General features: G+C 63.0%; 16 protein-coding genes. 9 read left to right on the forward strand and 7 right to left on the reverse strand.

Annotation, left to right across the window (positions count from 1 at the left end; translation table 11 throughout):
* Positions 1-307 precede the first annotated feature (307 nt).
* From P9292_RS16905 to P9292_RS16915, 3 genes are all read left to right on the forward strand, one after another.
* Positions 308-1441, forward strand: a complete 1134-nt coding sequence (locus P9292_RS16905) for an OpgC domain-containing protein (RefSeq protein ID WP_309960203.1) — start codon at positions 308-310, stop codon at positions 1439-1441.
* 133 nt (positions 1442-1574) lie between these two features.
* Complete coding sequence (locus P9292_RS16910; protein ID WP_087628737.1) at positions 1575-1748, forward strand: DUF1328 domain-containing protein; 174 nt, start codon at positions 1575-1577, stop codon at positions 1746-1748.
* Positions 1749-1871: 123 nt separating this feature from the next.
* Positions 1872-3737, forward strand: coding sequence for a sigma-54-dependent Fis family transcriptional regulator (locus P9292_RS16915; RefSeq protein WP_309960206.1), 1866 nt, complete (start codon positions 1872-1874; stop codon positions 3735-3737).
* A gap of 181 nt (positions 3738-3918) precedes the next feature.
* Here the strand turns inward: P9292_RS16915 and eutC are convergent, their stop codons facing one another.
* Together eutC and P9292_RS16925 are read right to left on the reverse strand one after the other, a co-directional pair.
* Complete coding sequence (gene eutC, locus P9292_RS16920; RefSeq protein WP_309960208.1) at positions 3919-4878, reverse strand: ethanolamine ammonia-lyase subunit EutC; 960 nt, start codon at positions 4876-4878, stop codon at positions 3919-3921.
* The gene (locus P9292_RS16925; RefSeq protein ID WP_309960210.1) at positions 4878-6266 is read right to left on the reverse strand and encodes an ethanolamine ammonia-lyase subunit EutB; all 1389 of its coding nucleotides are present in this window, start codon (positions 6264-6266) and stop codon (positions 4878-4880) included. The genes eutC and P9292_RS16925 overlap by 1 nt, the downstream gene beginning before the upstream one ends.
* A gap of 180 nt (positions 6267-6446) precedes the next feature.
* Here P9292_RS16925 and mnmH point away from each other — a divergent pair, with 180 nt between their 5' ends.
* Both mnmH and P9292_RS16935 read left to right on the forward strand, forming a co-directional pair.
* Positions 6447-7514 carry a tRNA 2-selenouridine(34) synthase MnmH gene (gene mnmH, locus P9292_RS16930; RefSeq protein WP_250493472.1) on the forward strand — a complete coding sequence of 356 codons (1068 nt, stop codon included), beginning with the start codon at positions 6447-6449 and terminating at the stop codon, positions 7512-7514.
* Positions 7515-7541: 27 nt separating this feature from the next.
* Positions 7542-8597, forward strand: a complete 1056-nt coding sequence (locus tag P9292_RS16935) for a permease (RefSeq protein WP_244829520.1) — start codon at positions 7542-7544, stop codon at positions 8595-8597.
* Between the two features lie 58 nt (positions 8598-8655).
* Here the strand turns inward: P9292_RS16935 and P9292_RS16940 are convergent, their stop codons facing one another.
* Genes P9292_RS16940 through P9292_RS16950 form a run of 3 tightly spaced genes read right to left on the reverse strand, consistent with a single transcriptional unit; the run spans position 8656 to position 11207 of the window.
* Entirely contained in the window at positions 8656-8817 is a 162-nt protein-coding gene (locus tag P9292_RS16940) for a hypothetical protein (protein ID WP_250467195.1), read from the reverse strand.
* Positions 8795-9796: a cytochrome d ubiquinol oxidase subunit II gene (gene cydB / locus P9292_RS16945; RefSeq protein ID WP_309960212.1), complete on the reverse strand. Its 1002-nt coding sequence runs from the start codon at positions 9794-9796 to the stop codon at positions 8795-8797. Before cydB ends, P9292_RS16940 begins: the two co-directional genes overlap by 23 nt.
* A 4-nt stretch (positions 9797-9800) precedes the next feature.
* Complete coding sequence (locus tag P9292_RS16950; RefSeq protein ID WP_309960214.1) at positions 9801-11207, reverse strand: cytochrome ubiquinol oxidase subunit I; 1407 nt, start codon at positions 11205-11207, stop codon at positions 9801-9803.
* A gap of 403 nt (positions 11208-11610) precedes the next feature.
* Between P9292_RS16950 and P9292_RS16955 the strand changes: the two genes are divergently transcribed.
* From P9292_RS16955 to P9292_RS16965, 3 genes are all read left to right on the forward strand, one after another.
* Entirely contained in the window at positions 11611-12495 is an 885-nt protein-coding gene (locus P9292_RS16955; protein ID WP_250467189.1) for a neutral zinc metallopeptidase, read from the forward strand.
* Positions 12496-12631: 136 nt separating this feature from the next.
* On the forward strand, positions 12632-13642 hold the full coding sequence (gene waaC / locus P9292_RS16960) for a lipopolysaccharide heptosyltransferase I (protein WP_309960217.1): 1011 nt from the start codon (positions 12632-12634) through the stop codon (positions 13640-13642).
* 155 nt (positions 13643-13797) lie between these two features.
* Positions 13798-14697 (forward strand): flagellar brake protein, encoded by a 900-nt coding sequence (locus P9292_RS16965; protein ID WP_309960219.1) that lies wholly within the window; start codon positions 13798-13800, stop codon positions 14695-14697.
* Positions 14698-14806: 109 nt separating this feature from the next.
* Here the strand turns inward: P9292_RS16965 and P9292_RS16970 are convergent, their stop codons facing one another.
* Positions 14807-15457: a DsbA family protein gene (locus tag P9292_RS16970; RefSeq protein ID WP_244829534.1), complete on the reverse strand. Its 651-nt coding sequence runs from the start codon at positions 15455-15457 to the stop codon at positions 14807-14809.
* A 125-nt stretch (positions 15458-15582) separates the two neighbouring features.
* Positions 15583-16923, reverse strand: coding sequence for an FAD-binding oxidoreductase (locus P9292_RS16975; RefSeq protein ID WP_309960222.1), 1341 nt, complete (start codon positions 16921-16923; stop codon positions 15583-15585).
* 346 nt (positions 16924-17269) lie between these two features.
* On the opposite strand from P9292_RS16975, the gene P9292_RS16980 reads away from it, so the two are divergent.
* Positions 17270-17701, forward strand: coding sequence for an OsmC family protein (locus tag P9292_RS16980; protein ID WP_244829538.1), 432 nt, complete (start codon positions 17270-17272; stop codon positions 17699-17701).
* Positions 17702-17708: the final 7 nt, after the last annotated feature.

Genomic DNA, 17708 nt, shown 5'->3' on the forward strand with positions numbered 1-17708 from the left:
GCGTCGGAAGCCTTTGAGTTGTGCGAAAGCCGCATCGAGTGGATTGAGCGCGTGATATTAACGCAGACTTGGATTAATGAAAGGAACTTGAAAACTTTTCGAGACACCAAGCGGAGGAGACACAGAGATGCGTTGCGAAGTGTCAGCGTTTGCGCTCAAAACACAACAAGCGCCGGATTTGAAACGGTTTTTTCCTTATGCGAAGATGCTCACCGCAGACGATTAAGGGTAAACTCTCGGTCTCGTTTGCCGCCGTTTGCGGCGCCTGCCAACCTCCTGCGCGCCGCAGGAAAACTCCTTGAGCAGCATGTCAGGAAAATCTCAACGCCTCGTCGAGCTGGACTTCTTTCGCGGACTCGTGCTGCTCGTCATCGTCGTCGATCACATCGGCGGCAGCATGTTGTCGCGCTTCACGCTGCACGCCTTTGCGCTCAACGACGCCGCCGAAGTCTTCGTGTTCCTCGGCGGCTTCGCCACGGCGACGGCCTATACCGCGATGGCCAGCCGGCGCTCGGAAAGCGCCGCACGCGTGCGTTTTCTCAAGCGCTCGGTCGAAATCTACCGCGCGTTTCTCGTCACTGCCGTGCTGATGCTCGTCGCGACCTTCCTGCTGCGGCCGTTTTTCGGCAGCGCGCCGAATCTGGCGCTGCATGACCTCGACAGTCTCACGGCCGCGCCGGTGTCGTCGCTGACGCAGATTCTCACCTTCGAGCGCCAGCCGTATCTTGCCGCCGTCCTGCCGATGTACGCGCTCTTCGCGCTGTCCGTGCCGCTTACGCTGCCGCTCGCGCGCAGCAAGCCGTGGTTGCTGCTCGGTCTGAGCCTCGGCCTGTGGGCGTTTGCGCCGCAAATCGGTGAATACTTGCCATCCGCCAACGACACGCTTTGGGACTTCAATCCCGCCGCCTGGCAACTGATGTTCGTGCTCGGCGTGCTGGCGCGCTGCACGCCGGTTTATCAGCGCGTGAGTTCGCATCGCATGGGATGGGTCGTCAGTCTGGGCGCGCTCGCGCTGATCATCGGCATGGCGTATTACAAGCTGCTCGTACTGCCGCCCGTCTTGGATAGCGCGTTCAAGCGTGACCTCGCCGGCGCGCGCGTCGTCAATTTTCTCGCCATTGCGTGGATCGCGACGAATTTTGCGCGCTACGGTCTGATCAAGGAAATCGCATCGCGCCTGCCGTGGGTCGGGGCAGTGGGGCGCGACGGCATGGTGTGCTTCGTCGTCGGCACGGTGATATCGCTCGTCGTCGATTCCATTCTCTTCACGTTGACCGATGGCCTCATCAACGTGCCCGCCGGTCTGGCCGCGGATGCGATTGCCGTAACCACGCTGCTTGCCGTGCCTCAAGTGCATCAAGCGGTCTTGCGATGGCTGGGCGGGCGGCCAAGGACGATTCCGGCCGTGGTTCCTGCGGCCGAGAAGGGCGGGGCGCAGTAAGAAAGGGCGGCTAATAGGCCGCCTTTTTAACGCGCGTACGAGCGACTAACGGTCGAATTCAGCGACAGCTTGAAAGAGATTGGGCACAACCCTTGCAGACAAGGCGAAACCTTAACGATAAACCATCGACGTCATGTTAAAACTTGCCATTCTTTTCGCGGTCATTTCGGTCATCGCCGGCTTCTTCGGTTTCGGACGCGTGTCGTCCGGTGCGGCCGGCATCGCGAAGATTTGCTTCTTCATCTTCCTGATTCTGTTCGTCATCTTCCTGATCGTCGCCATTTCGGCGGGCTCGCTCGTCTTGTAACGACTGCGCGCTTCCTCGCATCGACCCGGTCGCCGGGTCGGTGTTACTCTGCGTCAAGAGACATTCACGCGACGGCACGGGCGCCCGACGACCCCGCCGCGCTGAATTCGAGAGGAGGAGGCGATGCAGCATGCCATCGGCGCGGCGCTTCGGCCCGCGCATCACGACGTAATCCATCAATCGCATGAGCGCTCGGCCACTTTTGGTCTTTCCGCGACCATGCGTCCCGAATACGAAGTCTTGTCCGGCGCGCAACTCGCCTTGAAGCGCGACGAGAGCCGCGCGCTCTTCGCTCACGCGTTGCCGGTGATGGAAACGCTCTACGCGCAGATCGCCAACACGCACAGCATGATCGCGCTCACGGATTCGAGCGGGCTGATTCTGCATTCCCTGGGGGACGACGACTTCCTCGCCCGCGCGCAAAAGGTCGCGCTGCAAGCGGGCGCGGTGTGGAGCGAGGCGCATCAGGGTACGAATGCCATCGGCACGACCATCGCCGAACGGCAGGCCGTCACCGTCCACGGCGATCAGCACTATCTGCGCGCCAACCATTTTCTGACGTGTTCGTCGGTGCCGATTCTCGATCCGCGCGGCGGCCTGAGCGGCGTACTCGATGTCACCGGCGACCGCCGCGGCTATCACCAGCACACGATGGCGCTCGTCAAAATGTCCGGCCAGATGATCGAGAACCGCCTGATCGCAAGCGCGTTCGGCGACGGTCTGCGAATTCATTTTCATAGCCGCCCGGAATTCATCGGCACGTTGATGGAAGGCATCGCCGTATTCGATCTCGATGGCCGGCTTCTGAGCGCCAATCGCAGCGCGCAGTTTCAACTCGGACTGGAGCTTGGGCATCTGCGCGTGCAGACGCTGGCATCGCTATTCGGTGCGACTCCCGACGAACTGATCGAGCGGGCCGGCAAGCCGCCGCGCCGCCTTCAGCTGCACAGCGGCGTCGGCGTGTTCGCGGGCGTCGAATATCGCGAGCGCACGGTCGCGCCGGTCGCGGTGCCTGTCAGAACGACTGCGCCCGTTGAAAGCAAGACGCCGTCGCGTCTCGCCGATCTCTGTACGGGCGATGCGCGCGTGTACGAACTCATCCAGCAAGTCAGGAAAGTGGTCGGCAAGGAGATTCCTATCCTGATCGGCGGCGAAACCGGCGCGGGCAAGGAGATGCTGGCGCGCGCCATTCATCGCGATTCGCCACGGCGCGATGGACCGTTCGTCGCGGTGAACTGTGCGTCGTTGCCGGAGACGCTGATCGAATCCGAGCTATTTGGCTATGCGCAGGGCGCGTTCACCGGCGCGGCCAAGCGCGGTGCGTCGGGCAAGATCGTGCAGGCGAACGGCGGCACGCTCTTTCTCGATGAAATCGGCGACATGCCGCTCGCGCTTCAAAGCCGGCTCTTGCGCGTGCTGCAAGAGCGCGTGGTCGAGCCGCTCGGCGCGGCGCGCGCCGTGCCGGTCGACTTCACGCTGGTCTGCGCGAGCAACCGCAAGTTGCGCGAGCAGGTTGCGAAGGGCGAGTTTCGCGAGGACCTGTTTTATCGCGTGAACGGCCTGGCTGTGACCTTGCCGCCGCTGCGCGAGCGCACCGATTTGCGAGCGGCGGTCGAGCGCATCTTGCGCCACGAGTGTCTTGCGGATCGCGTGTTGAGCGTCGACGAAGACGTGCTGGCGCTGTTTGCACGGCATCGCTGGCCAGGTAATTTCCGGCAGTTGAGCAACGTGCTGCGCACGGCATCGGCGATGCTCGATGATGACGAAACGCGCATCGGCGTGACGCATTTACCGCGCGATTTCATCGATGATTTCGAGTCTCCCGTTCGCGACGAACCGAGCGCTGCTCCCGCTGGCGATGCGCGGCTCGCGGATATTGCCGCGAGCGTGGTTGCGGCGGCGCTGGAGTCGCATGGCGGCAATGTGTCGGCGACGGCGCGGGCGCTGGGTGTGTCGCGGACGACGGTTTATCGGAAGTTGCGGCGATAGCGCTCTTGTCACTGATACGACATGGTGAAGAGTGCCTTGCCGCTGACTCGGCCCATTTGCAGGGTCGCCGCGGTGCGCATGTACTGTGCGATAAGCGGAACGGTCATCGCGCCGCCACGCGAATTGCGAACGCTCGCGAGGCAATGCAAGTGCGCGCGAAACGACGGTGGCGATCGTGCCGTTACGCGTGATGATCCAGCGAACTTGCATCGCCCGCGGCAGACGGCAGCGCGCCGCTATGATCCTTGAGGCCCACGCCGGTCAGCTTCAGGCGGCGCGCTTCGTTCAGCAGCCAGTGCAGCTTGAACGCGGCCGCATCGTAGTTCAATCCCTCGGGCCGCACGTTCGAGATGCAGTTGCGCTCGGCGTCGTGACGGCCTTGCCTCGGCGCAAAAGTCACGTAGAGCCCGAGGCTGTCGGGCGAACTGAGGCCCGGCCGCTCGCCGATCATCACCACGACGATGCGCGCTCCCAGCAACTCGCCGATCGGGTCGCCGAGCGCGACACGCGCCTGTGTCGCGATGACGACAGGCGCGACTTTCCAGCCATCGAGCTTCGGACGCAGGCGGGCGAGAAACGCGGCGGCGTGTCGCTGCGCGGCGAAAGCCGAGAGGCCATCGGCGGCGACGAAAACAATGTCGGGCGCCGCTTCTGTTCGTGCGGCATGTTCGGCAAGGCGGGCGCGGCTGGCATCGTCGAGTGCGCGGCCCAGGTCGGGACGCCGCAAATAATGATCGCGATCCGGCGCGGCGCTCGCCGCTTCGAGCGTGTCGAAGCCGGCTGCATGTAGTTCCGCGGCAAGCGCGGCGGTATCGAGCGGCTGATGCACGGCGTCGCGCGCTTGCGCATGCGCCAGGCCGAAGGCGAGCAGCGGCGCGGTTGGCAAACTGTCGCCGGTGCGTCCAAGAGCAATGCGCGCGTTGGTGAAGCGCTTGAGCGCATCCCAGGGATTGGTTTCGATGCCGTTGGTCGAGCTCGAACCACTGGCAGATGCACTCGCGCGAACGCTGTCGCCCTCGTGCTTCGGCGTGCCAGTGTGCAAGCCCGCCATGTCGCGTCTTTGCACCGACGCGTCCGCGCGCTCATCGACGCGTTCCTCGCGCGCCGATGCATCCACGCTCCGCTTATCGATCTCATCCATCACGCATCGATCCAGTCGAGCAACGGCTGTCCCTGCGCGCTGCCGGATGCCGACAGCAAGCCGCCCCGTCCATCCGTCACGCGCATTTTTTGCAGCCACGCTTCGAATTCCGGCGCGCGCTTCAGGTTCAGCACGCGGCGAATATAAAGCGCGTCATGGAACGACGTGCTCTGATAGTTCAGCATGACATCGTCCGCGCCCGGCACGCCCATGATGAAATTCACGTTGGCCACGCCCAGCAGAGTCAGAAGCGTGTCCATGTCGTCCTGATCGGCTTCGGCGTGGTTCGTGTAGCAGATGTCGCAACCCATCGGCACGCCGAGCAGCTTCCCGCAAAAGTGATCTTCGAGGCCGGCGCGGATGATCTGCCGGCCATCGTATAAATATTCCGGACCGATGAAACCGACCACCGTGTTCGTCAGAAGCGGCTTGAAACGGCGCGCGACCGCATAGGCGCGCGCCTCGCAGGTCTGCTGATCGACGCCATGATGCGCATTGGCCGACAACGCGCTGCCCTGGCCCGTCTCGAAGTACATCACGTTGTCGCCGACCGTACCGCGACCGAGCGACAGCGCGGCATCGTGCGCTTCCTCCAACAGCTTGAGCGATACACCGAAACTCGCGTTGGCGCGCTCGGTGCCCGCGACCGACTGGAACACGAGATCCACGGGCGCGCCTTGCTCGATTGCCGCGAGCGTGTTGGTGACGTGAGTCAGCACGCACGATTGCATCGGCACGTCGTAGCGCTGGCGGAAATCGTCCATCATCGTGAGCAGCGCCGTGATGGCGGCAGGCGAATCCGACGCCGGATTGATGCCGATCACCGCGTCGCCGCAGCCGTAGAAAAGGCCGTCGAGCATGGACGCGGCAATGCCTTTCGGATCGTCGGTCGGATGGTTCGGCTGCAGTCGCACCGACAGATGCCCCGGCAAGCCGATGGTCGTGCGAAACCGTGTGATCACCGGACGCTTGCGCGCGGCGAGGATCAGGTCCTGATTGCGCATGAGCTTGGAAACGGCTGCGACCATTTCCGGCGTGAGGCCCGCGGTGACGCCTTCGAGCGCGGCGGTGTCCGTGGTGTCGGCGAGCAGCCATTCGCGGAACTCGCCGACGGTGAGATGCGCGATGGGCGCGAAGGCATGCGCGTCATGGGTATCGACGATCAGGCGCGTGACTTCATCGTGCTTGTAGGGAATGAGCGGTTCGTCGAGAAACGCGCGCAGCGGCACCTGTGCAAGCGCGAGTTTTGCGGCGATGCGCTCTTCTTCCGTCGCCGCCGCGAGGCCCGCGAGTTCGTCGCCCGAACGACGCGGACTCGCGCGCGCGAGCAGCGTTTTCAGATCGTCGAAACGGTAGCGCCGGGCGCCGATCGTCTCCTGAGATGTCATCGCGTTTCCTTCGTTCAAGGGAAAGCCGCCACGTCGTCCGTACGTGCTGCCACTCACTTTAACCGCTTCGCGCAGCGCCCGCGCCTCGTCAAAAAAGCCCGCCGCGCCGAAATCCGCGCCCGTGCGATAATTTCGCGCTTGTCCCGCCTCTTGCGTTGCGCCCGTGCAGCGTCATCGCCCGTGAAAAATCTCCTCGTGAACCTCGACCGTATCGGCGCTTTCGACGAAATCGTCGATGTCCGCACGCCGCTCGAATACGCCGACGATCACATCCCCGGCGCCCTCAACGCGCCGGTGCTGACGAACGAGGAGCGCGTGATCGTCGGGACCATGTACAAGCAGGTTTCGCCTTTCGAAGCCACGCGCGTCGGCGCCGCCATGGTCGCGCGCAATATCGCGCGACATCTGGATACGCTCTTTTCCGACCGGCCGCGCAACTGGCGCCCGCTCATTTATTGCTGGCGCGGCGGCAAGCGCTCCGGCTCGATGACGACCTGGTTCAACATGATCGGCTGGCAGGCGCGTCAACTGGAAGGCGGCTACAAGACTTATCGGCGCGAAGTGCTCGATTCCCTCGTCACGCTGCCGTGCCGTTTTCGCTACGTCGCGCTGACGGGCCATACCGGCAGCGGCAAGACGCGTCTGTTGCACGCGCTCGATCAGGCCGGCGCGCAAACGCTGGATCTGGAAGGGCTCGCGGCACATCGCGGTTCGTTGCTCGGCGCGTTGCCGGGACAGACGCAGCCTTCGCAGAAGGCGTTCGAGTCGGCGCTCGTGAGTGCGTTGCGTGGTTTCGATGCGGCCAAGCCCGTGTATATCGAAGCGGAAGGGCGGCGCATCGGCGCGCTTTCGGTGCCGGATGCATTGCTGGACGGGCTGCATGGCGCGGCGTGCGTGGAAGTGGAGGCGCGCCGCGAAGATCGCATCGCGTTTCTGTTGCAGGACTACGCGCATCTTTTCGACAATCCCGCGTTCTTCAAGTCGCAACTGGCGCGACTCATCGGGCTGCATAGCCGCGAGCGCGTGGAGCGCTGGCATCGGCTGATCGATGAAAACGCGCGCGCCGAGCTGTTCGCGGAACTCATCGACCGTCATTACGATCCCGCGTATGGCCGCAGCAGCCGCGCGCTTTATACGCATCTGGCAAAGGCGTCCCACATGACCTTCCGGCCCAACGATGCCGACAGCGTCGCGCAGGCCGAGGCGCTTCTCGCGCAATTGGCGCAGACATCGCCCGCGGCGAACTGAGATTAATCTTCATCATTCGAGTCAAACATGAATACTCACGCGCCCCGACCCCCTCGCATCGCGCCCGGCTGGATCGTTTTTCTGCTGATCGCGGTCGTCGGTCTCTTCTATGTCAAATGGTTTCCGTACTACAACCGCGCGTTCGTGGCGGCGAGTCAGCATTCCATCGGCAAGTCCATTTTGATGGGCGCGTCCGCGAGTGCGCCGGCACCGTCGTGGCAAGCGGCGCTCGACTACGCCATGGCTTACGGCAAGGCCATCTGGCAGGCGATGGTGCTCGGCCTGTTGCTCGGTTCGGCGGTGCAGGCGTTGATTCCGCCGCGCTGGGTCGCGCGTGCGCTCGGCGAACGAAACTTCGGCAGCGTGTTGAATGGCGGCTTGATGTCCTTGCCCGGCATGATGTGCACGTGCTGCGCGGCGCCGGTCGTGGCGGGCTTGCGTGCGCGGGAAGCGGCGCCGGGCGCGGCGGTCGCGTTCTGGCTCGGCAACACGGTGCTCAATCCGGCGGCGCTGGTGTTCATGGGCTTCGTGCTCGGCTGGCAATGGACCGGGCTGCGCCTCGTGCTCGGTGTGCTGATGGTGTTCGGCTTGGGTTACGCGGTCAATCGCATGGTGACGCCCGCGCAGGCGGCGCAATCGCGCGAGGCGCTTGCAAACCTCGTCAAGGAAGATGAGCCGGGCACGGCGTTTTCGCGCTGGTTGCGCATTCTCGGGCGCATGACGTTGCGGCTCGTGCCGGAGTACATCGTGCTGGTGTTGTTGCTGGGCGCGGCGCGCGCGTGGCTGTTTCCGCATATCGGACCGAATATCGACGACAGCATGCTGTGGATCGTCGCATTCGCGATTGCGGGCACGTTGTTCGTCATTCCGACGGCGGGCGAAGTGCCGATCATTCAGGCGATGCTTTCACTCGGCATGGCTGCCGGCCCAGCAGGCGCGTTGCTGATGACCTTGCCGCCCGTCAGCGTGCCCTCGCTCGCCATGCTCGCGCGCTCGTTTCCGCCGAAGGTGCTCGCGTTCGTCACGGCGGCGGTGGTCGTGTTCGGGGTAGTGAGTGGGGCGGTGGCGGCCTGGTGGTTTTGAGCAGACGGGCTCGGGCGCTCAACGACGATCGCCGTCGTGAGCGCCTTGCCCAGCGGCATCAATGCAACGCCGCTCCCGCCTTGATCAACAACTTGAACGGCAAAGCCAGCAGCATCGCGCCGCCCACACCTGTCACCCAAAGCGCGACGAACCAGAAGACCTTCTTCGCGCGCATCATCGCAATAGAGCCGCCGCGTTCAGTGATAGTGATGTTCGCCATGACGCACCTTTCCTCTGAATACCCAATAACTCAGCATGGTGTAACCCAGGATCACCGGCAAAATAATCGCCGCGCCGACAATCGTGAAGAGCTGCGAAGAACGCGGCGAAGCGGCATCCCAAAGCGACACGCCCGGAAAAATCTCCTGAGGCGAAATGCTCGCAACCAATCCCGCGTAACCCAGCAACATGAAGCCGAGCGCCACCGCGAACGGCCGCGTTTCGTGCCGCGAACGGATCGAGCGATGCATCGCCCAAGCACAGGCCACGACTAGCGCCGGCACCGGCAGCATCCGATAAAACCACGGCGAGTCGAACCAGCGCGATGCAATGCCCGCGTCCTGCAGCGGCGTCCACACGCTCACCACGACAATCGTTGCAAGCTGCAGCAGCGTCAACGGCCATACGACGCGATACAGCCGTCGCTGCAAATCGCCTTCGGTCTTCGCGATCAGCCAGCATGCGCCGAGCAGGGCGTAAGTCACGACGAGCGCGCCGCCCGTGAACAGCGAAAACGGCGTGAACCAGCCGAAGGCGTCGCCGGCGAAGCGGCCATCGGCGACGGGGATGCCATCGAGAAACGCGCCGAGCGCCACGCCTTGAAAGAACGTCGCGCCCGCCGATCCACCGATGAACGCAAGATCCCACATGGACTTCGTGCGCGACGCCTTGGCGCGAATCTCGAACGACACGCCGCGAAAGATCAGGCACACGAGCATCAGCACGAGCGGCAGATAGAGCGCGGAAAGCACGGTCGAATAGACCATCGGGAACGCGGCAAAGAGGCCCGCGCCGCCCAGCACGAGCCACGTTTCGTTGCCGTCCCACACGGGCGCGACGGTGTTCATCATCACGTCGCGGTCGTGCTGGTCGGGAAAGAAAGGAAACAGGATGCCGATGCCCAGATCGAAGCCATCGAGCACGACGTAGAGGAAAAGGCCCAGTGCGATGATCGCGGCCCACGCGACGGTGAGGTCCATATGTTCAAGCTCCTTCGATGGACTGATGCGGAAGACTCATCGGACGGCGCGCGGTGCCATCGGACGAATCGGGCGTATGAGACGGCGCGCCCGGCAACGCCGGCCCATGACGCAACAACTTCAGCAAGTAGTAGATGCCGGTCCCGAAGACGATCGTGTAGACGATCACGAACGCGAGCAGCGAAACGCCGACCTGTTGCGCGGTGACGGGCGAGACGGCGTCGGCCGTGCGCATCACGCCGTAGACCACCCACGGTTGACGGCCCGCTTCGGTCGTGACCCAGCCCGCGAGCAAGGTGATGAAACCGCTCGGACCCATGATCAGCACGAATCGATGGAACCAGCGCGCATCGAATAACTTGCGCTTGCGATGCAGCAGCCAACCGGCGATGGACATGAGGATCATCAAGACGCCGAGTCCCGCCATCACCCGAAAACTCCAGAACACGATGGTCGAATTCGGCCGCTCGTCTTTCGGGAACGTCTTGAGGCCGCGAATCTCGCCGTTCCAGCTATGCGTGAGGATCACGCTGCCGAGATGCGGAATCTGCACGGCGTACTTCGTCGTTTCCGCTTCCATGTCCGGGATGCCGAAGAGATTGAGCGCGGTGCCGCCTTTCTCCGTTTCCCAGATACCTTCGATAGCCGCGATCTTCGCCGGCTGATACTTGCGCGTGTTGAGACCGTGCGCGTCGCCGACGAAAGCCTGGATCGGCGTCAGGACGAGCAGCAGCAAGAGCGCCATCGAAAAAGTCTTCCTGATGGCCGGATCGCGTCGGCCCTTCAGCAGATGCCACGCGCCCGTCGCGGCCACGACCAGCGCCGCGACGATGAACGCCGCAATCGCCATATGCGCGAGCCGGTACGGAAACGACGGGTTGAAGATGATCGCGAACCAGTCCACCGGCACGACGTGATCGCCTTCGATGCGAAAACCTTGCGGGGTCTGCATCCAGCTATTGGACGCAAGAATCCAGAAAGTCGAGATGAGCGTGCCGATGGCCACCATCAAGGTGGCGCCGAAGTGCGCTCTCGGGCCGACTTTGTTCCAGCCGAAAAGCATGATGCCGAGGAAGCCCGCTTCGAGGAAGAACGCGGTCATCACCTCGTAGGTGAGCAAGGGACCCGTGATCGGACCGGCGAAACTCGAAAAGCCGCCCCAGTTGGTGCCGAATTCGTAAGCCATCACGACGCCCGACACCACGCCCATGCCGAACGCAACGGCAAATACCTTCGACCAGAAAAGGCACAGTTCCTTGTAGACGGGTTTGCCGGTCTTGAGCCACGCGCCTTCTAACACGGCGATGAAGCTTGCAAGTCCGATGGAAAGCGCGGGAAAAATGATATGAAACGAGACAGTGAACGCGAACTGGATACGCGCCAGATCGATTGCTTCGGGAGTCGCATGCATGATGACTTTTGCTTTGAAATTCACGCGTGCCGGATTGCAACGTGCGGCATGCGCGGGTTGAAACGTCGGTAATGCTGGAGCTCACTGTAGCGCCATTTATGCGTATCTGTTGCGCTGCGTCAGGAAATGCGCGTTGCGCGCAAATGCCGCGGTTTCAAGGGTTTAGCGAAGCTAGTGGCTTGAATGCGCATTGTTTTTGGTATGGAGGATGGCTCGTCGAGAGCAGGAATGCGGGCTGCTTTACGCGACAATCGACCGCACTGCATCAAGAACCGTCCGATTCACATTGACGCAGGCTCGTTCGACGAACTTTCACGTCCTCGCGAGACTTCATTTGCGAGACGCGCGAGTACCATAATGGCTTTTGAGCACGCGCCACGCGCGGCTATGCAAGGAGACCCAAATGCGCCTCGATGACGAAGCAGAAAGCAGCAATGTCGAAGACCGGCGAGGCAGCGGCGGAGGCGGCGGATTCAGAGTCGGCGGCGGATCCATCGGCATCGGGACGATCGTCGTCGCGCTCGCGGCATCGTACTTCTTCGGCATCAATCCGATGACCATCATCAACGGCGCGCAAATGCTTCATGGCAACGCGCCCGTGCAGCAGCAAGCCGCGCCGTCGAATACGGCGCCAGCGCAAGACGCCGGCGCCGTATTCGTGCGTCGCGTGCTCGGCAATACCGAGCGAACCTGGCAACACATCTTCAGGACGCAGTTCAATCAGGACTATCCGGCGCCCAAGCTCGTGCTGTTCTCGGGCGGCACGCAAACAGGCTGCGGCACGGGACAAGCGGCGATGGGGCCGTTCTATTGTCCGAACGACCGGCGCGTTTATATCGACTTGTCGTTCTATCGCGAGTTGAAGGATCGCTTCGGCGCGGGCGGCGACTTCGCACAGGCCTACGTGATCGCGCACGAAGTCGGGCATCACGTGCAAAACGTGCTCGGCATCATGGACAAGGTCGATAGCGCACGCGCGCGCATGTCGCCCGCGCAGGCGAATGCGCTTTCGGTGCGCGTCGAGTTGCAGGCGGATTGTTTTGCGGGCGTGTGGGCGGCGGTTGCGCAGCAGGACAATGCAAAGCTCATTCAACCGGGCGATTTCGAGCAGGGCTTGAATGCGGCGGGCGCAATTGGCGACGACCGGTTGCAGCAGCAATCGCAAGGACGCGTGGTGCCGGAAGCGTTCACGCACGGATCGAGCGAGCAACGGCAGCGATGGTTGCGCAAGGGCTTGTCGTCCGGCGATATCCGTCAATGCGATACGTTTTCGGCCAAGACCCTGTAACGCCGTCTAGGCGCCGAAGACGTGACGCGACGGCGGACTTACAAACGCTGACAGCCGTGGCGCGACAAATTCTTTAGAATCGCTGTTTTTCCGGCGCGGCATCGAGCCGCACACACCGGTGCATCCAGGTCTGTCGATGAAGCGAATTCTGATCGTCAAAGTCACGTCTCTCGGCGATATCGTCGAAACGCTGCCGGTTGTCTCCGACTTGCGGCGGGCGTTTCCATCCGCGAAGGTCGACTGGGCCGCCGACGCCGCGTTCGCTGACATCATCCGTTGGAGTCAGGGTGTCGACCGCGTGCTGAGCGCGCCTTTGCGCAAGTTCAAGAAGGCGCGCAACTGGAACGATCTCAAGGAAATCACGGGGTCCATCAGCGAGTTGCGCGCCGAGAAATACGACGTCATCGTCGATATTCATGGCGTGTACAAGAGCGCGATCATCGCGTTCATAGCGCGTGGGCGGCGGCGCTACGGCTATCTGAATCAGGACCTTGGCGAGCGTGGCGCGGCGTTCGCGTACAACGCGCGCTTCGGTCCGCGTCCGCACACCGACGCCTGGCGCGGCATGCGCGTGAGCGTCGCCGATGCGCTGGGCTACGAGATTCAGGAAACGCCCGACTACGATCTTCGACTCCCCGAGCCTACGCATGACCTCGGCATTCCACGCGGCGGCGCGCCCATCGCCATGTTGTTCCACGCGACCTCCGCCGATGTGAAGAAGTGGCCGAAGGATCACTGGGCCGAAGTCGGGCGCTGGCTCGTCGAGCGCGGCTATCAGATTGCGTTGCCGTGGGGCACGGAGCGCGAGCGCGGCGAAGCGCAGGCCATTGCCGCACTCGTGCCGCAGGCGCTCGTGCTGCCGAAGCTGAGCGTCGAGGAATGCGCGCACTGGATTCAGGCGTCGGAACTGGTCGTCGGAACCGATACCGGGCTCGTCCATCTCGCACATGCTTTGCAGCGGCGCACCGTTATGCTGTTCGCGGCGACATCGCGCGAGCATTTCGGTATCCACGAGCCCGGCCGTTCGGTCTCTGTCGGTGATGGCGGAGCGCCGCCTGACGTACCGCAAGTGCTCGGGGCAATACAAAGCGTTTTGGCTCCCACTGAAGCGAATCGCCACGCGCATGCTGGCGTTATAGCGCGTTAAAAAGATTTATGCGCATAAACTTTTGCAGAATGATCGCAAAAGAGGGCGCACGGAAGTCATTTATTAGTGCGCGAACGTAAATTTTGCTTAATAGCCCTTGACGGCGATTCCGCGACCGGAGACGATTGCGAAAACACTTAAGAATCGTCCGATAAATGATCGAAGACTCCGCCGTTGACGCACGACAGGCCTTCGTGCGTCTTCAACCTGCCGACGTCGTGCCGGGCGCGCCGCTCGAATGGGCGATCGTTTCCGCCGATGGGACGCCGCTTTTCGCGGCAGGCACCCTCATTCCCGACAAAGCGACGCGCGATTTCATTTTCAGGCAGTTCGATCCGCACCGGACTGCCGGCGACGCGGCGCCTCGACGAAAACCGGAAGAGCCGAGTGAGGAAACGCTCGTTCTCGACGACTTGGGTTTGTCGATCGGCGGCCGTATTGGCGTGCGTGTCACAGGCGGTTCGGGGTTGGCGATGTATGCGAGTCGCGTAATCGGATTTTCGAATGCACGTCGCAATGGCGAGCGTTCGCTTTTTGTCACTCAGCCGCTCATGACGGGCTTCGATCCGCTGGACCTCACGCGTGGCGAACTGGTCGATCTCGTCGCGCTGACGGGAAAGGGCGTGTTCCGCTTCGCGTGTACGGTGGATGCGCTCTGCCGCGAGCCGTTCAGTTATGTGGTGTTATCGGCGCCAGGTACGATCCGCCGCCTGCGCACGCGCAAGTTCGTCCGCATGCCGACGCGCATGGCGGCATGCTTTGCCATCGAAGGCGAAGAGGGCGCGCTCAAACAGCCGGGTCGCGTGAGCGACATCAGTCCCTACGGCATGTCTTTGACTGTCGCGACGCCGAACGCGCGCGTGGGCGATCGTCTCGCACTCTCGTTTCGATTCGCGACCGACGGCGTCGATGTTCAGGTCGATACCATCGCCATCGTGCGTCACGTCGGCGACTTCGATGCATCGACGCAAAGCGCCGCTTATGGGCTTGAATTCGAATCGCTCGAACCGGCGCAGCGTATTGCGTTGAAGTCGTTCATGGCGGAGCACGGTTAGACGGGGCGTCGGCCGGTGCGCTTTGCCGTGCTGACATTCGCGAGCCTGCGCGTCGTCGGCGTCGTGGCCGAGCGCATGCCAGCCCCGCATCGCCCGCTTACCTCGAAGATCAACTCGGAAAGCCATCCGGAAACAGTCGCTCGACCGCATTCTCGAAGTGCTGAATCGGCGCGGCGCCACGCAACGCGATGGGCGGCGGCGGTTCCTTGCCCGGCGCGGCTTCGCGCGACAGCACGGCAAACGGCACGCCGCTCACGCCCAGTTGCTTGGCAAACTCTTCGTCTTCGATCACGAGGTCCGTGTAGGTGCCTTCGTCGAGCGCTTCTTCGAGCAACTCGGGATCGATGCCGCATGTCGCGGCAATATCGATGAGCGCGTCCGGATCGCCGATATCGATACCTTCCTCGAAGTAAGCCTTGAAGATCGCGCGATGCACGATATCGAAGCGCCCCGATTCCTGCGCAAAAAGCGCGGTCTCGAACGCCTTGCGGCTGCGCGGCGCGACGGGCGGCGGACGCATCAACATGTTGCGCTCCTCGGCAAGCGGAACCACCGAGTTTTCCCAGGCGTCCTGGGCTTGTTCGCTATTCGGATCAGGCAGCGGCGTGGGTTCGGGACGCAGTTCGAACGCGTGCCAGCGAAGCTCGACTGCGTTGCCATACGCCTTGGCGAACTGATCGAGCACCGGTGTTTCCAGATAGCAGAAAGGACATGTGAAGTCCGACCAGACATCGACATACAAAACAGGCGTGGTTGCCATGAAAAAACCTCGAATGCAGGGCGATGCATGCGCGCGCCCGGAAAGGACAAAACCGCAAAACCGGTATGTTAGCGCGTGCTGCGAGTCGATGTAGGCATGGCGCGGCGCGTTCAAAATTCGCCGGCTTAGAACCCGCCGTCGAGCTCGATCTTGCTGCCGTCGAAGAAGCGCGACAGACGGAAGGCGCGCGGGTCGACGAGCGGGGTGTCGTTCGCGACGATATCCGCCATCAACCGACCCGCACCCGGACCGATGCCGAAGCCGTGCCCCGAAAATCCCGTGGCGATGAACAACCCGGGCGTTCCGTCGATGCCCGAGATGACCGGCACCGCATCGGGCGTTACATCGATATAGCCGGCCCACGACTGCTCGACTTTCACCGCGCCAAGCGCCGGAAAAACCGCGCGAAATTCGTCGAGCGCGCGCTGGTTGAAGGCCTCGACAGGCGCGGGGTCGAGCGTGCGCACGGACTCGAATACCGTCGGCCGATTCAGTGGCCAGTGGCGCGGACGGCGTAGTTCCTCGAAGAAGCGCGCGTTGAAGCCGAGCTTGAGCGCGCCGAGCTGGCTTTTGAGCGCGGGCAAAAACTTGAAGAGCAGCCGGAAACTGTCGGGCGTGATGTCGCTGTAGTTGCGGAATGCGTTGGCGATGGTATAGCCGCCGTCGAGCCGCTTGCGATAACCCATCGCGTGATTGCACGCGCTCACGTCGGGACCGCCTTCGAGCGGCGCCGTGCGCATGACCGACGAACGCACCATGAGCTGTGGCACATCGACATCGAGGTTGCCCGCGAAGAGCCGCGTCCACGCGCCGCCCGCGACTACCACGCTCGTGCACGCGATCCGTCCGTATTCCGTCGCCACGCCGCTGACCTTGCCGCCGCTCGTTTCCACGCCGCGCACGGCGCAGGGCGTGAGGATCTTGACGCCTCGCTTGCGCAGCGCGGCGGCCATCGCCGGGACGGCGCGTTGCGGTTCGGCGCGGCCATCGCCGGGCGTGTAGATGCCGCCCGCGAAGCGGCGTGACGCGCCGGTCATCAGCGCGGCGGTTTCATCGGCGGAGATGATGCGCGAGTCGAGCGCGTCGCGGCCGACTTTTGCGACCGCGCGCGCGAGCCACGCTTCGTGATCGGCGAGCGCTTTGGCGTCGTCGGCGGCATAGAGGATGCCGCATTCGCGAAAGCCGGTGTCGATGCCGAGTTCTTCATCGATACGACGCCACAGCTTCAGACTCTCGAGACTGAGTTCGAGCTCGCGCAGGTCGCGATGTGTCGCGCGGCACCAGCCCCAGTTGCGGCTCGACTGCTCGCCCGCGATGTGCCCTTTCTCGCACACCGCCACCGACAAGCCCTTGGCCGCCAGCGAGCGCGCGGTGCTGATGCCGATCACGCCGCCGCCCACGACGACCACGTCGACACGTTCGGGCAGCGTTCTGTCTTCGTCGATACGTTCTGTCAGCGGTCCCATGTCAGGACGCGCGCTCGTCAAGTCGTGCCGTTACGTTCATGTGTCGGTCAGGTTGAGCCGGGAGGCAATCATGCTAAGGGATGCGCCTCTTTTTGACCATATGAATGAAATTGCCGCGATGTTGCATCGGGGCATCCAGCGCATGTTGCACGCCGTCTGCGCATGCGCCGGCGATCCGCTACGATAGGGCAGGCGCGGCCTCCAGGAGCAAACACAAGCGGATGCGCCGCGTCCGACAGCACCCGTCATCGAGCGTCAGGCACGGCGCGTGCGAACTCAGCGCCGCATGCGTCACGCGCCATTGGCGCCAGTCAACGCAATTTCACCCCATCTCTGGAGAACTTTCATGCAAAAGACAGCATCGGCGAAGTGGAGCGGCGGCATCAAGGACGGCAAGGGTTTCATCTCGACGCAAACCGGCGTGCTCAACGAAGCGCCGTATGGCTTCAAGTCGCGTTTCGAGGAAGGTCCGGGCACGAACCCGGAAGAGTTGATCGGCGCGGCGCACGCTGGCTGCTTCACGATGGCGCTTTCGCTGCAACTCGAACTCGCGGGTCTGAAGGCCGAAAGCCTGGAAACGAAATCGACCGTCACGCTCGATAAAGACGGCGAAGGCTTCACCATCACCGCGTGTCAACTCGATCTGAAGGCGAAGATTCCCGGCGCCGACAAGGCTGCATTCGACAAGGCCGCGCAAGCCGCGAAGGAAGGCTGTCCGGTGTCGAAGCTATTTGCGGGCAACGCGAAGATTACGCTGAACGCCGAACTGGTTTCCTGAGCGTTCG

It is taken from the genome of Caballeronia sp. LZ001, assembly GCF_031450875.1.
Taxonomy (GTDB): Bacteria; Pseudomonadota; Gammaproteobacteria; order Burkholderiales; family Burkholderiaceae; genus Caballeronia.